Genomic DNA, 14,905 nt, shown 5'->3' on the forward strand with positions numbered 1-14,905 from the left:
AGATTGAAAGAGGGGATCCCCTCTTTTTTTATTTATGGCTATTTTTAGAATTATCTGAAACAAAATTTGAAATGAGATATCTCCTGCTTTTTAGCTTATTGATCTTTTTGGCCTGTAATTCTAAAGAACCAGAAATTATTCAAGGGCAAAATGGTGGCAGGAGGATCCGCGAAGTCAAGGAGAATGTTCCATTGGATTCCATTCGACTGAGTGATCCCGCTATATTGACGGATGTAAAGTCTGGAATGTATTATATGACCGGAACAGGAGGTTGGCTTTGGAAAAGCAAAGATTTAAAAAATTGGAATGGCCCTTATTGGGTGGCGGAAACAGATTCGAATTCCTGGATGGGGAAAAGGCCTATGATTTGGGCTGCCGAGCTCCATCAATACAAAGACAAGTACTACTTTTTTGGCACTTTCACCAATGATCAAATCAAGATCGATATAGTTAAAGACAATGTGATTCCACGCCGTGCGAGCCATATTTTGGTAAGCGATCAACCTGAGGGTCCCTATGTCCCGATGCAAGATCCTACTTACCTTCCAGCAGATGCCCCCACTTTAGATGGGACCTTTTGGGAGGAGGATGGGATACCCTATATGATTTATTGTGGAGAATGGCTCCAAAACTGGAATGGAACCATGTCCAAGATCGAATTGAAACCTGACTTATCGGGTTCTGTTGGAGAAAGTGACACCTTGTTTCGGGCTTTTGATGCGCCATGGAGTAGAGAAGTGAATAGTGAGGGAGATACCCTGCCAAGTAAGGTGACAGATGGACCTTGGCTTTTTAAAACCCAAACAGGGAAACTGGGAATGCTTTGGACAAGTTGGGTGTACGATGTCTATACCCAAGGAGTAGCCTATTCCGAAAGTGGTACGTTGGATGGACCTTGGATTCAGGAAGAGGAACCTATTACTCCGCCAAATTTCGGCCATGGCATGTTGTTCAGAACCTTGGAAGGAAAACTCCTGATGTCTGTGCATAGTCATCGAAGTGAAAATGGACGGTATATCCGCTATCCCAATCTGTTTGAGGTGGATGATTCAGGAGATAAATTGATTCTTGGACCGAAATATTATTCCAAGTAAAACTAGAGTCATATCAATGAAAACATCAGTGAAAAATTTCTCCTGGATTTTGTTTCTTGTCTTGATTTTCAGTTGTAAAAACAAGCAGAAGGAATCCCAAAATCCAAATCCCAACTTGGAATTGAAAATTGCGGGAGCTATGAGGGATGTTATGTGGAAAGGAGAATTGGAAGGAAAAATAGCTTTGGATTCGATTTCAGATAAAGAGGGCTTGTATGGTTTGGGGCCTTTGGCTTTCCTGAAAGGAGAGATTTTAATCAATAATGGGAAAAGCTATTTCTCCAAAGTGACTTCTGATTCGACCATGGAAGTGATGCAAAGTCAAGAGATTGCAGCTCCATTTTTTGTCTATGGAAATGTGATTAATTGGGATCAGGTAGACTTACCTTCTCAGGTTAAAAGTATTCAGGATTTGGAGAGTTTCATTGATGAAAAGTCATTGGAGCTCAAGCGCCCATTTGCTTTTAAATTGACAGGGAAAGTTTCGAAAGCCAAAATCCATATCCAGAATCTTCCAGATGGAACCAAGGTGTCCAATCCGGATGAAGCTCATCAAGGCCAAATAAACTATCCAATTAGGGAAGAAGAAGTAGAGGTCGTAGGTTTCTTTTCAACCGAACATCAAGGAGTCTTTACTCACCATGATTCATATTTGCATATGCATTTAATTACAAAGGATGAAAGCAAAATGGGACATTTGGATGAACTGGAGATTGGAGAAATGAGACTTTATTTACCACAGAACTAACGCTTTCCTAACCTCAAAACAATGTCTCTCAAAGAATCTTTTAATCAATTTCTATCTGACAGATTTAACAAAGAAAGCACTACCAAGCTCACTCGAAAAAGAGAAAAGGAGCTGGGGCTAGGGGAGCTGATTGCTATTGCATTGGGAGGTATGGTAGGGGGAGGAATCTTTTCGATTTTGGGAATCGCTACAGAATATATTGGGAATGCAACCCCTATAGCGATTCTGATCGGAGGTGTTTTAGCTTCATTTGCAGCATACTCTTATGTGAAGTTAGCCTTGTTCTACAAGGATGAAGGAGCAACTTATTCCTTTTTCAAAAAGTCTTTTCCCGGTAGCCCGCTAGCCTCTTCAGCCATTGGATGGTTGATAGTATTCGGGTACATCAGCACCTTGGCTTTGTATGCCTTTACTTTCGCATCTTACTTTTGTAGCCAAATTGAGGCATTGAATGATCCGCTTTGGCAGAAAATTGTTGCAGGTTTGGTCATAACTTTTTTCGCAGCGGTCAATTTGGTTAGTGTCAAAGGAATGGGGAAGCTGGAAGATTTGTTAGTTTATTCAAAGATCATCATCCTACTTTTTATTTCAGGGATGTTGGTAGGGAAAGGAGATATTCAGAATCTTTATCCAGTCTTTGAAAATCAGACTACTCTAAATCAAATTCTGGTTGTTTCAGCCATTACATTCGTGGCTTTTGAAGGTTTTCAGCTTGTGATCCATGCCTACAATGAAATGGATGATCCTCAGAAGAATATTCCTAGAGCCATCTATTCATCCATAGGAATTGCTACAGCCCTGTATGTAGTATTGGCGATATCAGCTTTGGCAACTATCCCCAAGGAAATTATCATTTCGGATAAGGAATATGCTTTGGCCGCTGGCGCAAAGACTTACTTGGGAACTTTGGGACAGTTTATGGTTATTTTTGGAGCTTTGCTAGCCACTTCTAGCGCGATCAGTGGGACCTTGTTTGGAGCTTCCAGGCTGATGGCCGTCGTAGCCAATGACGGTTATTTCCCTAAGTCTCTGGGTAGAAAAATCAAAGTCCATATTCCTGATAGAGCCATTATTACGATGAGTGTATTAGCTTTTATCCTATTGGCAACGGGAGGGCTCCAGGTGATTTTAGAATTTGGGAGTATCACATTTATAGGGGTTTCCCTTTTGATGGCATACACGAATTATAAAAAGAGAAAAGAAACCAATTCCTCCCTTCTTTTGACCATTGCAGCGCTGTTAGGGTTGTTTTTTGCTGGTTTGTTGATCATTTATTTTGAATTTACCGTCAACAAAGAGCAGTTTTACTATATCCTTTCCATTTATGTTTTGCTGGGAATGGGAGCTCTTTTCTTTGCGAAAAGGAATGGGAAAAAGGAAGCTTAAAACTCCATGAGTGTTTGGCTAATAAATAACAATATTCCATAATGATTAATTATAACAATAGAATTTTTAGACCTGTATTAAACTCCGAAAATGGAGAAACCAGTGGGGATACGGTATTTATTTATAAACAAGATGGTAATATTTTGACTTCGGAGTATCAAGGAGGAAAAATCAAAAAAGGACATTTGATTGGCTTGGTGGATATGCATGGAAATATCAATATGAGATACCATCAAGTGAATGGAAAAGGGGAGTTAATGACCGGGATTTGTCATTCCAGACCTGAAATTTTGCCTAATGGGAAAATCCGCCTGCATGAGCAGTGGCGCTGGACTTCAGGTGATGAATCTGAGGGAGAATCCATCTTGGAAGAAGAATGATTTTGAGGTCTTTTTATTCGATTGAACAAGCCATTAACTATGGAAATTAGAAAAGCGACATTAGATGATCTTCCAGCGATTATTGAAATGCTGACTGATGATGAAATCGGTCAAACAAGGGAGGATTTTAAGATTCCTCTACCAAGTTCCTATGTTCAAGCTTTTGAGAAGATTATGGCTGATCCAAATCAAGAGTTAATTGCGATAACAGATGAACAAGGGCAAGTGATTGGAACAATGCAATTGACATTTATTCAATATCTGACTTACAAGGGCGGTATTCGGGCTCAAATCGAAGCTGTAAGAATCAAGAAAGGGCAAAGAGGACTAGGTCTAGGAAAGCAGATGATCCTTTGGGCAATCGAGAGGGCTAAAGAGCGAAAAGCTCATTTGGTTCAGTTGACTTCTGATAAAAAGCGAGACAAGGCGATTCATTTTTATGAAGAACTTGGCTTTAAAGCCAGTCATGAAGGAATGAAGCTCCATCTGACCAATCTGTAGCAGATGAATAACTTCAAGCGTTTTGAGTAAAAAAATCGGATGAAATACGTTTCTATTTTTGCCCTGCTTTTTATTTCTGCAGTGCTTTTTTCCTGTAAGTCTGAGGATGATCAACCTTTCAATGAGCTTGTTTTTATATGGGACCAAACCAAATGTGCGGATCCATGGGGAAATGGTGAAAACAAGACTAATGAAGAGACGAAGACTGCGGTTATTTCTTATTTGGAAGATGAGGGAGTACAGGTTCAAAATCTGGATTTTGATGATAAATCTAATCTAGATGTTTACTGTGAGGCATGTTCCTGTGGAACAGGCCAAAGAATTCTGGTGGAGGTAAGATCGGAGGATATTGAAAAAATGGAAGACTTAGGCTTTTACCAATGAGCTTTCTATAATTCATTTTTAAGTATTTTCGAAAATATGAAACCAGACCCACACAAAAAGAAGCTCTATCGAAAAGTCAACACCAAAGCCCGAGGTGTTCATCATGATTTTGGTGGGGATTTCAAACATTTCAGGAATCAAAAGGATGAGTCCAGAGAACTAATTAAAGGTTCCATGAATGGAAGTAAAAATCGAGGGTTGGATTATACTCCTCTGTATAAGTTTTTACTTTCAAAAGTTGGTGCCGACTGGGATTCCGTGTACTCAGAAGCAGTTTCCAGATTGGATAGGCCAGATCCTATTTTTTTGTTGGTAGCAGATGATCAGGAAGAAGGTCAGGATTATGTTCGGGTAGGTGAGTCCTCTTATTTTTCAGGTTTATTTATAGACGAGAATGGTCTTTTGCAGCTTGTTGAACCAGAATTGAAAGCGGCTGATTTAAAGCCTTTTTGCACTTGTTGCACCCATACTTTGAATGGTATTCCTTTCGGTTCAAATTCCTAAAAAGGCCACAAATATTTGTCTGAATTAATGTAAATTATCTGTCAATCAATGATTTGAATCAATGGCTTACGACATACAATTGGCAGATAGAGTTCGGGAATACTTGGCTCAATTTCCCTATTTAGAGATTGAAGAAAAGAAGATGTTTAGCGGCATGGCTTTTCTGATCAATGATAAGATGTGTGTGAACATTTCCGGAGAAAATCTCATGTGCCGATTTGACCCCGCTCGGGAGGAAGAGGTTGCTGAGAAGTCTGGGTATTTGCCAACGATCATGAAGGGAAAGGCGATGAAGGGTTATTGTTATGTGGAACCATTAGGTTTTCAAAAGCCAGATGAGTTTAAGTTCTGGATAGACCTATGTTTGGAGTTCAATGACAAGGCCAAGTCTTCTAAAAAGAAGAAAAAATGAGCCATCAGAAAAAGCGAGTTTTACTTTTTCTCCTTTTCTTGAGTACTTTTTTAGGCTATCTGGAATGGGGTGATGATCAATCCAGTTTTTTAATCCAGACTGAATTGGAAATATTTACAAAAGGAATCGAAGATCCGGTTTCAGTACTTCATCCATTTACATTGATTCCATTTATTGGACAAATTCTGCTATTGATTTCCCTATTTCAAAAAGCGCCAAAAAAGTGGCTGGTCATTGCAGCAATTATTGGTTTAGGACTCCTTTTTGGATTGATTTTATTTATTGGCATCATAGGGCCGAACTTGAAAATTCTTTTTTCAAGTCTTCCTTTTTGGTTGTTCTCTATCCTTTTGATTCGAGAATTCAGAACTAGCCGAAGCGCTAAATTGTGAGCTTTTAGGATGATTTAAATCAGGGATTAAATACTGTTAATAGTTCGGCTTTTTGGCCATTTATAGGTAAATTTTAGATACTCCTATTTCGCGGGAAATCAATAAAATTTTAATCTAAAAAACGCCTTAAAAATGATTGAGCAATTGCAAACATTCGAAGGAAACACTTTGGCAATCGAAGTGATAAATGGATTTGATGAAACAGATGAAAAGCTCGCACAAAAGCTGTTTCAGGAAAAGTTGGATAAAGGGTTTGAACAGGTGAATGTGTTGGTCAAATTGGATGAGATGAAGGTGTCCAATACTTCAGTAAAAGCATTTATGGAGGATATGATTTGGGTTCTTCGAAATTATAAAAAGTTGGGGCATCTGGCCATCGTAGCTCATTCCAAAGTGTTGAAGGCTTTGGTGCCTATCGATAATTTCTTCTTTGAAAGAGCAAGCAAAGGCAGACTAGAGAAGTACTTTGATATCTCTCAAATGGATGAGGCCATGGAGTTTGTTTCTTCTAAGTAAGAGATTGATCTAAATATCACTTATGAAAATTCAAGGTAAAGTTTGGGTTGTTACCGGTGGAGGTAGCGGCATGGGAAGAGAACTGGTTCTTCAGCTTCTTGCCAAAGGAGCCAAAGTGGCAACTTGTGATATCCATCAGGAGGCCATGGAGGAAACACTTTCACTCGCCGGAAATCTGTCAAGCAATCTATCTATCCATGTGCTGGATATTGCCGATCAGGAAAAGGTCTCCAACTTTCCAAAAGAAGTGATCCAAACTCATGGAGCAGTGGATGGCATCATCAACAATGCTGGGATCATCCAGCCATTTGTTGATGTGAATGATTTAGAGTTTGGGAAGATTGAGCAGGTAATGAAGATAAATTTTTATGGCACTTTGTACATGGTCAAAGCTTTTCTCCCTGAATTGTTAAAACGACCAGAAGCACACATCGCTAATGTGAGTAGCATGGGAGGTTTTATTCCTTTTCCTGGGCAAACGATCTATGGTGCTTCCAAAGCTGCAGTGAAGCTTTTGACAGAGGGCTTGTATGCCGAATTGAAGGATACAAATGTAAAGGTGACAGTAATTCATCCAGGCGCTGTCAATACGCATATTACCGAAAACTCAGGCGTAAGCACCAAAACGGCTACTGATTCTTCTCAAGCTGAAAAAATGGCCTTATCAGCAACCAAGGCCGCAGAAATCATGATTTCAGGAATTGAGAAAGATAAGTTTAGAATCTTGGTTGGTAAGGATGCCTCATTTTTGGATAAGTTTTACAGACTGAGCCCGGAAAAAGCGGTTCGATTTATCGTCAAAAAAATGGGGGATATGATGAAGTGATTTCCTTTTTTTGAATTCAAAGACTTATCTTCATTCCTTAATCATTTGGAGCTTTTTTATGGAAAAAGAAGAAGTAATCAGTCAATTGGAGGCTTTAGGGAATCCTAAGATGAAAGCCCACCATATCAAGTTCGGATCTCAGGAGAATGTGTTTGGAGTGAAAATGGGAGATATCCGTGCTTTGGCCAAAAAGATCAAAACAGATCATGAACTGGCTTTGGCTTTGTGGGAAACCGGAAACGTGGATTCGCGCTTACTGGCTATTTTGATTATGAAACCCAAAGAGCTTTCTCAAGATCAGGTAAGCGAAATGATTAAATCTATGCAATACAGTCAAGTTGCAGATTGGTTTCAATCCTATGTGATCAAGGAATTGGATTTTAAAGATTCACTTAGAATTGAAGGGATGAAATCCTCGCACCCGATGGAAGCTCGTGCAGGTTGGGCTTTGACTGCGGGAAAAGTGGCTAGAGATCCAGATCAGGTCAATATTCCTGAACTTCTAGACAGACTAGAGGCTGAAATGGGGGCGGCAGATCCCTTGATCCAGTGGACGATGAATACCTGTCTGGCATACATTGGTATCCACCATGCGGAATATAGAGAACGTGCTTTGGCTATAGGAGAGAAGCTGGGAGTGCTTCGGGATTATCCTACTTCCAAGGGTTGTACCTCTCCTTTTGCTCCGATTTGGATCAATGAGATGGTAAAGAGGAAAAAGGGTTGATCCTCTCCTTTACATTTTCCTAATCAGCTCCGCTGCCAGACTGATATTTTCAACTTCCATAAATCGCTCATGCTCGATGACATGATCGACCTGCTCATGAACCCAAGTAATGTGAAAAGGAATATGGATTGCATGCCCTCCCAATTCTAAAACAGGCAAAATATCTGATTTAAGGCTGTTTCCCAGCATTACAAATTCCTCAGGTTCCACATCCAAATGACGGATCAATTTGGCATAATCAGATGGCCTCTTTTCACTCATGATCTCGATGTGATGAAAGTAATCCTCCAAGCCGGATTTTTTCAGTTTTCTTTCCTGATCCAACAAATCACCTTTGGTAGCCAAAACGATCCGATAATCTCCATTGAGTGATTTGAGTACATCTTCTACCCCAGGAAGCAGTTCCACAGGCTTTTCCAGCATTTCCCGACCGATTCGGATGACTTTTTCCACCAATGAAATAGGCATCTTCTGGTCAGTGACATTCATAGCCGTTTCGATCATAGAAAGCATAAATCCTTTGATCCCATAGCCATAGAGGTGGAGGTTTTCTATTTCAGTTCTGTAGAGTTCTTTGATGCTTTGGTGTGCAGGAAGAAAATCTTCCAAAAGGGAAGCGAATTTTTCTTCCGCTTCCCTGAAAAATGGTTCGTTGACCCAGAGCGTATCATCTGCGTCGAATGTGATTACTTTAATTGCCATTAATCCAAATGATTGATCCAGTCTAATAATACAGATCTCCAGTTTTCAACTGCTCCTTTTCCCATGCCAAATCCAAATCCATGTCCACCTTTTGGATAAATATGAAGGGATGCCGGAATTCCATGCTTGTTAAGGGCATTGTAGTAAAGCAAGCTGTTTTCTATTGGCACTCCTTTGTCATCCTGAGCATGGACCAAGAAAGTAGGAGGAGTGTTTTCGTCCACATTCAGTTCTCCGGAAAATCTATCTTGAAGTTCCTGTGAAGCATTTTCTCCGATTAGGTTCTTGCGGGAACCGCTATGAACAGCTGCATCTCTGAAAGAAATAACCGGATAGACCAAAATCGAGAAGTCAGGTCTAGCGGATAAAGCATCAATAGCATCTTTGCCTCTGTCTACTTCATGATCATACTGAGTGGAAACAGTGGAAGCCAAGTGGCCGCCGGCCGAGAAACCCATTACACCAACTTTACCGGGATCAATATTCCAAGCTTCGGCATTGGCTCTTGTCATCCGGATAGCGCGTTGGGCATCCAACAAAGGAACCTCTTTGGGATCGGTCAAAGATTCAGAAATTGGAAGTCTGTATTTGACTACGATGCCTGCGATTCCTTGCGAATTAAGCCATTTGGCAAAATCTGTTCCCTCCCAATCGTAGGCCAGGATGGCGTAGCCACCTCCAGGGTAGATCACTACAGCCTCTCCAGTTGCAATTTGTTTGTTAGGCAAATAAACCTCAATCGTAGGGTCCTGGACATTGGCTATTCTAATGATATTTTCGTCCCTGACATCTTCTTGAAGATTCATGTCTTTTTGAAGTGGAGGAGTTCCATCCCAAAGCGGGAGTGTATAATTTTGAGCCATTGCAAAACTGCCTAAAAGGATAAATAGGAAGGTGGAAAACAGGGTTTTCATGTGAGGTTATTTTGAGAATGATTAAAAATTCCAATCCGTTTGAAAAGCTTGATTCCAAACAGATTGGAAAATAATCAAATATCTAATTTATCATGTCCTGATGGCTCCTGTAATTGAAAGGATTCTTGATTTGGAGCTATTTCCAAGCCCCATTTCTGCAATTTGGGTAGTTCAAGGGCCTTCTCGCGGTATTCATCTGGAGTCATGATGGGGATTCCATAGATGATTGGAAAATATCGCTGGCAGTTTGGACAAGTCAAGATGCCTTCAATGATCTGTTGATCCTCAGTTTCTTGGATAATTTCCACATTCAAATCACTCTTGTCAAATGGACAGCAGAGCTTATTTAATAATTTTCTATTCATAGCATTTTTTTCATTTTGCTGAGATACAAATTCACAGCAGTTTCTGGTTCTTTGGAGTTTAATACACCTGAAATCACGGCTACTCCTTCGTAGGAATAATTTTCTAAGAGATGAAGGTTTTCCGGATTGATCCCTCCGGAAAGGAAAATGGGCATTCGAGTTAATTCTCGTGCTTTTTGGATGTTTTCAGGTTGTACCAATTCACAGGTGTTTACTGAGGAGGATAGAAAAACCGAGCAAAAACTGATATAGGAAAGCCCATTTTGATCCGCCCAAGAAATCAAATCAAGGTTGTTTCCTACAGTTAAGCCGATCAGTTTTCCGTCAATCTGTGATCTGATTTTATTCCAATCTTCAGGGACTTGATCAAAATGAACACCATCCAAATCGGCTTGAATTCCTAGTTTCCAATCTTCATTGATCAGCACCGGAGTACCACTTTTTTGAGCAAGCTCTTTGACTTTGACGCAAAATCTAATTTGCCCTGCTCTTGATAGATCAGGATCCCAATGATTCCAGATTTGAACTACATTGACACCTGCTTTCAGGGATTTTTCAAGTTTTTCTAAAAGCAATGTTTCGTCCTTTTTTGGGTCCAACACCAAATAAAGTCCTTCTAGTTTTTTCATTTTTTTCCTGTTTTAAAAGCATTATAAAAAGCATCCCAATAGGGATCTTTGCCATCGAATTGAAATGGGCTCCAAGATCCATCGGGTTCTTGAATCAGCTTTGCTTTTTCAGAGGTAAATGTTCCTAGGACGGAAGCTTGAATTCCCTCCATCTCTAATTTTTGTATGAGTTGATCCTCTTTTCCTTTCTTTACAGCCAACAACATGGATCCAGCACCGATAGAAATCAGAGGATTGATTTCAAATAGCTCTGCTACTTTTTTTACTTCATCAGAAATCGGAATTCTTTCTTTCTCAATTCGAAAACCTAAACCCGAAGCATCCGACATTTCACTCAAAGCTCCTAAAATCCCACTCTCTGTTACATCATGCATGGCTGTTAGTTCTTTCTTTGGAACCAAAGTTTTGGAAGCTAATAAGGCTTCTTTCAGAACGGAGAGTTTCCAGAAGTTAGAACTTGCTTTCTCTTGGATTTCTGTACCAAGATTTTCTTTGACATATTCAGGGAAAGCCATTGCCAACAAGGCTGTACTCGAAAGTGAGGCCTGTTTTGTCATGATAATAGAGTCTCCTGCTTGAGCTTGATTGGAAGTTAAGATTTGGTTTTTCGGAGCCTGAAGAAACATGGTTCCTCCTCCTGCAATGGTGGATTCCTGTCCAGGAATCTGTCCGGTATGACCTCCTGTGATAGCTATGCCTGATTCTTTGCAAAGTGAATGAATATGACTCCAGTATTCTCTGAAGGCCTTCTGAGATAAACTTGAAGGTAAATTCAATACAAACTGGGCATATTGAGGAGCAAAACCAGTCGTGCTCATGTCATTGACTAGCAGATGAATGGATAGCCATGCGGAGACTTTCATTCCTAGGGAAGGAATCAGTGACAAAGGGTCACTCGAAACAGCGAGAGCATTCCCATTTCCAAGGTCAATTACTGCCGTATCGACTCCGAATTGAGGTCCGCAAATCACCTCGGTTCTATCTGCTCCGCAATTTCCTTTCAATTCATGCTTGAAAAGGTCAGCATTGATTTTTCCCGAGAAATCTTCAAAGGCAGCCATTAGACATCAAGCAGTTTAACATGGAGGGCAAAGAAATCTCCATAGGGAACTTTCCATTGTTGTTTTGGAAACCACTTAGGTAGCCCGGTTGCATTCCATTCAATGCTATATTTTCTGTCAGGTAGCGCTTGGGCAATCAATTCTTTAAGACTGGCCGGAGTATAAAAATTGGCCGTCACATAGTAATTGTTTTTACCAAAAACCTGCTGAACTCGTCTTCGAATAAGTTTGGGTGTGTTACGGTTCATCATTCCAAAGATGATCCCGTATTTACCCACCCGTACTGCTTCTCGGATAACTTCAATTGGGTTTTTGTAGTACTCAAAAGTGGTCACAAAGGCCAGCGCATCGAACGAATGATCTTTAAAAGGCATGTGGTGAGAATCGGCCAAAACCAAATCTCCATCAAAGAGCTGAACTCCTTGAGCAAGCATAAATGGAGAAATGTCTCCACCAGTGGCTTCCAAACCTATTTCGTGCCACCAACGGGTAAACCGGGTGGTACCACAACCAAATTCCAATAGCGTTTTCACACGGGAATCCTGCTTGATCAGCCCCTCCAAGGTTTTCTTTTGCCAGACTTCTTGTTCCTTGTAGGGACCCTCGTAGTACTGTTCGTAATGATCGGTATCGTCCCGGTTGAAAAACCATTCTTTTCTACCTTGCCAGGTTCGGAGTTCTTCAGGGGCCACCTCAAAATTCTCCTGTTTCAAAAGTTCTTTCATTCGTCTTCTAGTCTAGACCAGAATGAATACCAGGAGAGGGTACAAATTGAAAAATAGCAATTCACAATTCCTACGCTGGCATTATCCAGATCAGGTTTTCGGGTATAATCTCAGCCATTATTAGGCACCCCGTTGTCAATAATTAATACTCAAATATATAGCTCAAAAATGAAAAACCTGAGGTTTCCCTCAGGTTTGTTAAGCTAAATTCAAGCTTTAAAATCAAATATTTTTTCCGTGACGGCCCATCTCCAATTGGGAGGAGTGCCTGGTAAATTAGTTTGATATTGTCCCAGAAAAGATTCCCATTCCTGAACTTTTGGGTTGGCATTATCAAGCTCGGCCTTTTTCTCAAAAGTGAAATCATCATCAGCCACCATGATCATGGAGAGCCTGTTTTTCCAGCGATAAATACTCATTTGAACAATTCCTGACACCCGGATACTTTCCAGAATTTCAGGAGCCACGGCTTTATGACAATCCACATAAGCTTGGATCGCTTCTGGCTCATCTTTTAGGTCGCAAATCAATAGAAATGTCTGCATGATTTTAAATTATGAGTTAGTGGATGGTGCTTTTACTCTTACCGCAAATAGGAATACCATCAAGAAGCAGGCAAGAGGAAGGATAAATGAAAAATTCACTTCTGAAACTCCCATGATGGTGATATCGGTATATCCGGTTCCTCCCCAGTCTAAGATCATTCCTTGTAGGGTCGGCATGATCGCTCCTCCCACAATAGCCATCACCAAGAAAGCAGCGGCGAACTTAGAATCTTCTCCTAAGCCTTCCAAAGCGATTCCATAAATGGTTGGGAACATCAAAGACATAGCGAAACTGATTCCTACCAAACTGTAAAGTCCTGTGATTCCTGGGATGAATATAGCTCCCAAAGTGAAGCCCATAGCCAAAATTGCAAATATGGCCAGTAGTTTGGAGGAGGACACATAGCGAAGTAAGAATGTGCAGACCCATCTTCCGACTAGGAATACAACCAAGGCAGCATAGCCATAATTAACAGCCGAAGCATTGTCAATTCCCAAAGCTTCAGCGTATTGATAGATGTAAGTCCAAACCATGATCTGGGCTCCTACATAAAACATCTGAGCCAAAGTGCCTTCGACAAAGTTTCTGTTTTTAAACAGTCTCTTCATGGTTGGTCCAAAGTCCACTTTGTTGGATGAGTCTTTGCTTTCTGGCATTTTTACCAAGGCAATCACTATAAGCATTCCTAAGACGACCAAACCCAACATCACATAAGGGTTACGGATCACCATCAAGTCGTTGGTTCGAATGATGGCTTTGGAAGCCTCATCCAAGGTGCCGTAAATCAGGTTTCCTTGATCATCAACTGCATTGGATTGAAGTTGATTTAAGATAAACTGTTTGGCTACAAATAAACCCGCCAAAGCTCCCATCGGATTGAATGCCTGAGAAAGATTTAATCTTTGAGTTGCAGTGGACTCCGGTCCCATGGAAAGGATATAGGGGTTGGCAGTTGTTTCCAAAAATGCCAATCCAAATGTCAGGATATAAAGGGAGGCCAGAAAGAACCCATAGCTTTCAAAAGCTGCGGCTGGGTAAAATAGAATTGCTCCAAAAGCATACAGCCCCAATCCTAAAAGAATTCCTGTTTTGTAGGAGTACTTTTTGATAAAGAAAGCTGCAGGAAGGGCCATGGTGAAATAACCTCCATAGAATGCCAATTGAACCCAAGAGGCTTGGACATTATTCAGTTCCAAAACACGCTTGAATGCCGCCACCATTGGATTTGTGATGTCATTGGCAAAGCCCCAAAGGGCGAAAAGCGAGGTAATAAGGATAAAGGGGAGGAGTAGGTTTTTGGGTATTAGTGCGGGTTTGTTGTTCATAGGGTTCTGTCCAAATGGGTATAGCCACCATCTACAAATAAATGTTGTCCGGTGATATGAGTTGCTTGTTTGGAAAGGAGGAAAACAGTCATGGACGCGATTTCCTCAGGTTGGGTCATTCTTCTCCCCAAAGGGATTTTCTGATTGATTTCAGCGAGTTTTTTCTCAGGATCAGGGAACGTATTGATCCAGTTTTTGTAAAGTGGTGTGTAAACCTCGGCTGGGATTACTGCATTTACTCGTATTTGATAAGGTAGTAATTCAGCTGCCCATTCTCTGGTCAATGCCAACTGAGCGCCTTTGGCTGCTACATAGCCTGAAGTTCCTCCTTGTCCTGTGATTGCCGTTTTGGAAGAAATATTGACGATAGCTCCTTGAGTCTTCTTTAATTCAGGAAGGGCGTAATGTGCCAGATAGTAATAATGATTCAGGTTTTTGGTAACAGATTTAGCGAAGGCCTCAGGAGTACCATTTTCCAAACCTACCCCATCATTTGCTCCGGCATTGTTGACAATACCATCTATTCGTCCATATTTTTCCCTGCAGATTTGAACAGCTGCTTCTGCATCTTCAGGAGTAAACATGCGAACTGGGATTTGAAGCGCTTTTCCATTAGCATAATCAACCAATTCTCGTCCTTCTTCTTCGGATGGATCTATGAAAACCGGAATAGCACCTTCATCTATGAGCATTTTAGAAATAGCTCCACCAATCCCTTTTGCACCTCCTGAAATCAGGATGACTTTATCTTTTAATTGTAAATCCATT

At 40.7% G+C, this 14,905-nt stretch carries 21 protein-coding genes and 1 riboswitch; of the genes, 12 read left to right on the forward strand and 9 right to left on the reverse strand.

What is annotated here, in order from left to right; genetic code table 11:
* The first annotated feature begins 71 nt into the window (after nt 1–71).
* From O0V13_RS09145 to O0V13_RS09200, 12 genes are all read left to right on the forward strand, one after another.
* Nucleotides 72–1,094 (forward strand): glycoside hydrolase family 43 protein, encoded by a 1,023-nt coding sequence (locus O0V13_RS09145; protein WP_268034678.1) that lies wholly within the window; start codon nt 72–74, stop codon nt 1,092–1,094.
* Between the two features lie 16 nt (nt 1,095–1,110).
* Complete coding sequence (locus tag O0V13_RS09150) at nt 1,111–1,842, forward strand: acetolactate decarboxylase (protein WP_268034679.1); 732 nt, start codon at nt 1,111–1,113, stop codon at nt 1,840–1,842.
* Between the two features lie 21 nt (nt 1,843–1,863).
* A complete protein-coding gene (locus tag O0V13_RS09155; protein ID WP_268034680.1) occupies nt 1,864–3,228 on the forward strand; it encodes an APC family permease in 1,365 nt (454 codons plus the stop codon).
* A gap of 41 nt (nt 3,229–3,269) precedes the next feature.
* Nucleotides 3,270–3,608, forward strand: a complete 339-nt coding sequence (locus O0V13_RS09160) for a n-acetylglutamate synthase (protein ID WP_268034681.1) — start codon at nt 3,270–3,272, stop codon at nt 3,606–3,608.
* A 39-nt stretch (nt 3,609–3,647) separates the two neighbouring features.
* Nucleotides 3,648–4,109, forward strand: a complete 462-nt coding sequence (locus O0V13_RS09165; RefSeq protein ID WP_268034682.1) for a GNAT family N-acetyltransferase — start codon at nt 3,648–3,650, stop codon at nt 4,107–4,109.
* Between the two features lie 39 nt (nt 4,110–4,148).
* Nucleotides 4,149–4,493 (forward strand): hypothetical protein, encoded by a 345-nt coding sequence (locus tag O0V13_RS09170; RefSeq protein WP_268034683.1) that lies wholly within the window; start codon nt 4,149–4,151, stop codon nt 4,491–4,493.
* Nucleotides 4,494–4,529: 36 nt separating this feature from the next.
* Nucleotides 4,530–4,997 (forward strand): hypothetical protein, encoded by a 468-nt coding sequence (locus O0V13_RS09175; RefSeq protein WP_268034684.1) that lies wholly within the window; start codon nt 4,530–4,532, stop codon nt 4,995–4,997.
* A 61-nt stretch (nt 4,998–5,058) separates the two neighbouring features.
* On the forward strand, nt 5,059–5,409 hold the full coding sequence (locus tag O0V13_RS09180; protein WP_268034685.1) for a TfoX/Sxy family protein: 351 nt from the start codon (nt 5,059–5,061) through the stop codon (nt 5,407–5,409).
* Complete coding sequence (locus O0V13_RS09185) at nt 5,406–5,801, forward strand: hypothetical protein (RefSeq protein ID WP_268034686.1); 396 nt, start codon at nt 5,406–5,408, stop codon at nt 5,799–5,801. Before O0V13_RS09180 ends, O0V13_RS09185 begins: the two co-directional genes overlap by 4 nt.
* Nucleotides 5,802–5,933: 132 nt before the next feature.
* The gene (locus tag O0V13_RS09190; RefSeq protein WP_268034687.1) at nt 5,934–6,317 is read left to right on the forward strand and encodes an STAS/SEC14 domain-containing protein; all 384 of its coding nucleotides are present in this window, start codon (nt 5,934–5,936) and stop codon (nt 6,315–6,317) included.
* Between the two features lie 22 nt (nt 6,318–6,339).
* The gene (locus O0V13_RS09195; RefSeq protein ID WP_268034688.1) at nt 6,340–7,143 is read left to right on the forward strand and encodes an SDR family NAD(P)-dependent oxidoreductase; all 804 of its coding nucleotides are present in this window, start codon (nt 6,340–6,342) and stop codon (nt 7,141–7,143) included.
* 58 nt (nt 7,144–7,201) lie between these two features.
* Nucleotides 7,202–7,870: a DNA alkylation repair protein gene (locus O0V13_RS09200; RefSeq protein ID WP_268034689.1), complete on the forward strand. Its 669-nt coding sequence runs from the start codon at nt 7,202–7,204 to the stop codon at nt 7,868–7,870.
* Nucleotides 7,871–7,879: 9 nt separating this feature from the next.
* On the opposite strand, the gene O0V13_RS09205 is transcribed toward O0V13_RS09200, so the two are convergent.
* The 9 genes from O0V13_RS09205 to O0V13_RS09245 form a co-directional block, all read right to left on the reverse strand.
* Entirely contained in the window at nt 7,880–8,572 is a 693-nt protein-coding gene (locus O0V13_RS09205) for an HAD family hydrolase (RefSeq protein ID WP_073571937.1), read from the reverse strand.
* Nucleotides 8,572–9,486, reverse strand: a complete 915-nt coding sequence (locus O0V13_RS09210) for an alpha/beta hydrolase (protein WP_268034690.1) — start codon at nt 9,484–9,486, stop codon at nt 8,572–8,574. Before O0V13_RS09210 ends, O0V13_RS09205 begins: the two co-directional genes overlap by 1 nt.
* Before the next feature lie 74 nt (nt 9,487–9,560).
* On the reverse strand, nt 9,561–9,851 hold the full coding sequence (locus tag O0V13_RS09215; RefSeq protein WP_268034691.1) for a Trm112 family protein: 291 nt from the start codon (nt 9,849–9,851) through the stop codon (nt 9,561–9,563).
* Entirely contained in the window at nt 9,848–10,480 is a 633-nt protein-coding gene (locus O0V13_RS09220; RefSeq protein ID WP_268034692.1) for a thiamine phosphate synthase, read from the reverse strand. The genes O0V13_RS09215 and O0V13_RS09220 overlap by 4 nt, the downstream gene beginning before the upstream one ends.
* Nucleotides 10,477–11,541: an AIR synthase family protein gene (locus O0V13_RS09225; protein ID WP_268034693.1), complete on the reverse strand. Its 1,065-nt coding sequence runs from the start codon at nt 11,539–11,541 to the stop codon at nt 10,477–10,479. Before O0V13_RS09225 ends, O0V13_RS09220 begins: the two co-directional genes overlap by 4 nt.
* On the reverse strand, nt 11,541–12,266 hold the full coding sequence (locus tag O0V13_RS09230) for a class I SAM-dependent methyltransferase (protein ID WP_268034694.1): 726 nt from the start codon (nt 12,264–12,266) through the stop codon (nt 11,541–11,543). Before O0V13_RS09230 ends, O0V13_RS09225 begins: the two co-directional genes overlap by 1 nt.
* A 50-nt stretch (nt 12,267–12,316) precedes the next feature.
* Nucleotides 12,317–12,408, reverse strand: a riboswitch (TPP riboswitch).
* Between the two features lie 67 nt (nt 12,409–12,475).
* Nucleotides 12,476–12,811 (reverse strand): L-rhamnose mutarotase, encoded by a 336-nt coding sequence (locus O0V13_RS09235; protein ID WP_268034695.1) that lies wholly within the window; start codon nt 12,809–12,811, stop codon nt 12,476–12,478.
* Nucleotides 12,812–12,820: 9 nt separating this feature from the next.
* Nucleotides 12,821–14,137: an L-fucose:H+ symporter permease gene (gene fucP / locus O0V13_RS09240; protein ID WP_268034696.1), complete on the reverse strand. Its 1,317-nt coding sequence runs from the start codon at nt 14,135–14,137 to the stop codon at nt 12,821–12,823.
* On the reverse strand, nt 14,134–14,904 hold the full coding sequence (locus O0V13_RS09245) for an SDR family oxidoreductase (protein ID WP_268034697.1): 771 nt from the start codon (nt 14,902–14,904) through the stop codon (nt 14,134–14,136). The genes fucP and O0V13_RS09245 overlap by 4 nt, the downstream gene beginning before the upstream one ends.
* Nucleotide 14,905 lies beyond the last annotated feature (1 nt).

This window comes from Algoriphagus sp. PAP.12 (assembly GCF_026652115.1).
Taxonomy (GTDB): Bacteria; Bacteroidota; Bacteroidia; order Cytophagales; family Cyclobacteriaceae; genus Algoriphagus.

Coding starts and splice junctions, on each gene's coding strand:
- O0V13_RS09145 (WP_268034678.1), top strand. CDS start 72: ATGAGATATCTCCTGCTTTTTAGCTTATTGATCTTTTTGGCCTGTAAT.
- O0V13_RS09150 (WP_268034679.1), top strand. CDS start 1,111: ATGAAAACATCAGTGAAAAATTTCTCCTGGATTTTGTTTCTTGTCTTG.
- O0V13_RS09155 (WP_268034680.1), top strand. CDS start 1,864: ATGTCTCTCAAAGAATCTTTTAATCAATTTCTATCTGACAGATTTAAC.
- O0V13_RS09160 (WP_268034681.1), top strand. CDS start 3,270: ATGATTAATTATAACAATAGAATTTTTAGACCTGTATTAAACTCCGAA.
- O0V13_RS09165 (WP_268034682.1), top strand. CDS start 3,648: ATGGAAATTAGAAAAGCGACATTAGATGATCTTCCAGCGATTATTGAA.
- O0V13_RS09170 (WP_268034683.1), top strand. CDS start 4,149: ATGAAATACGTTTCTATTTTTGCCCTGCTTTTTATTTCTGCAGTGCTT.
- O0V13_RS09175 (WP_268034684.1), top strand. CDS start 4,530: ATGAAACCAGACCCACACAAAAAGAAGCTCTATCGAAAAGTCAACACC.
- O0V13_RS09180 (WP_268034685.1), top strand. CDS start 5,059: ATGGCTTACGACATACAATTGGCAGATAGAGTTCGGGAATACTTGGCT.
- O0V13_RS09185 (WP_268034686.1), top strand. CDS start 5,406: ATGAGCCATCAGAAAAAGCGAGTTTTACTTTTTCTCCTTTTCTTGAGT.
- O0V13_RS09190 (WP_268034687.1), top strand. CDS start 5,934: ATGATTGAGCAATTGCAAACATTCGAAGGAAACACTTTGGCAATCGAA.
- O0V13_RS09195 (WP_268034688.1), top strand. CDS start 6,340: ATGAAAATTCAAGGTAAAGTTTGGGTTGTTACCGGTGGAGGTAGCGGC.
- O0V13_RS09200 (WP_268034689.1), top strand. CDS start 7,202: ATGGAAAAAGAAGAAGTAATCAGTCAATTGGAGGCTTTAGGGAATCCT.
- O0V13_RS09205 (WP_073571937.1), bottom strand. CDS start 8,572: ATGGCAATTAAAGTAATCACATTCGACGCAGATGATACGCTCTGGGTC.
- O0V13_RS09210 (WP_268034690.1), bottom strand. CDS start 9,486: ATGAAAACCCTGTTTTCCACCTTCCTATTTATCCTTTTAGGCAGTTTT.
- O0V13_RS09215 (WP_268034691.1), bottom strand. CDS start 9,851: ATGAATAGAAAATTATTAAATAAGCTCTGCTGTCCATTTGACAAGAGT.
- O0V13_RS09220 (WP_268034692.1), bottom strand. CDS start 10,480: ATGAAAAAACTAGAAGGACTTTATTTGGTGTTGGACCCAAAAAAGGAC.
- O0V13_RS09225 (WP_268034693.1), bottom strand. CDS start 11,541: ATGGCTGCCTTTGAAGATTTCTCGGGAAAAATCAATGCTGACCTTTTC.
- O0V13_RS09230 (WP_268034694.1), bottom strand. CDS start 12,266: ATGAAAGAACTTTTGAAACAGGAGAATTTTGAGGTGGCCCCTGAAGAA.
- O0V13_RS09235 (WP_268034695.1), bottom strand. CDS start 12,811: ATGCAGACATTTCTATTGATTTGCGACCTAAAAGATGAGCCAGAAGCG.
- fucP (WP_268034696.1), bottom strand. CDS start 14,137: ATGAACAACAAACCCGCACTAATACCCAAAAACCTACTCCTCCCCTTT.
- O0V13_RS09245 (WP_268034697.1), bottom strand. CDS start 14,904: ATGGATTTACAATTAAAAGATAAAGTCATCCTGATTTCAGGAGGTGCA.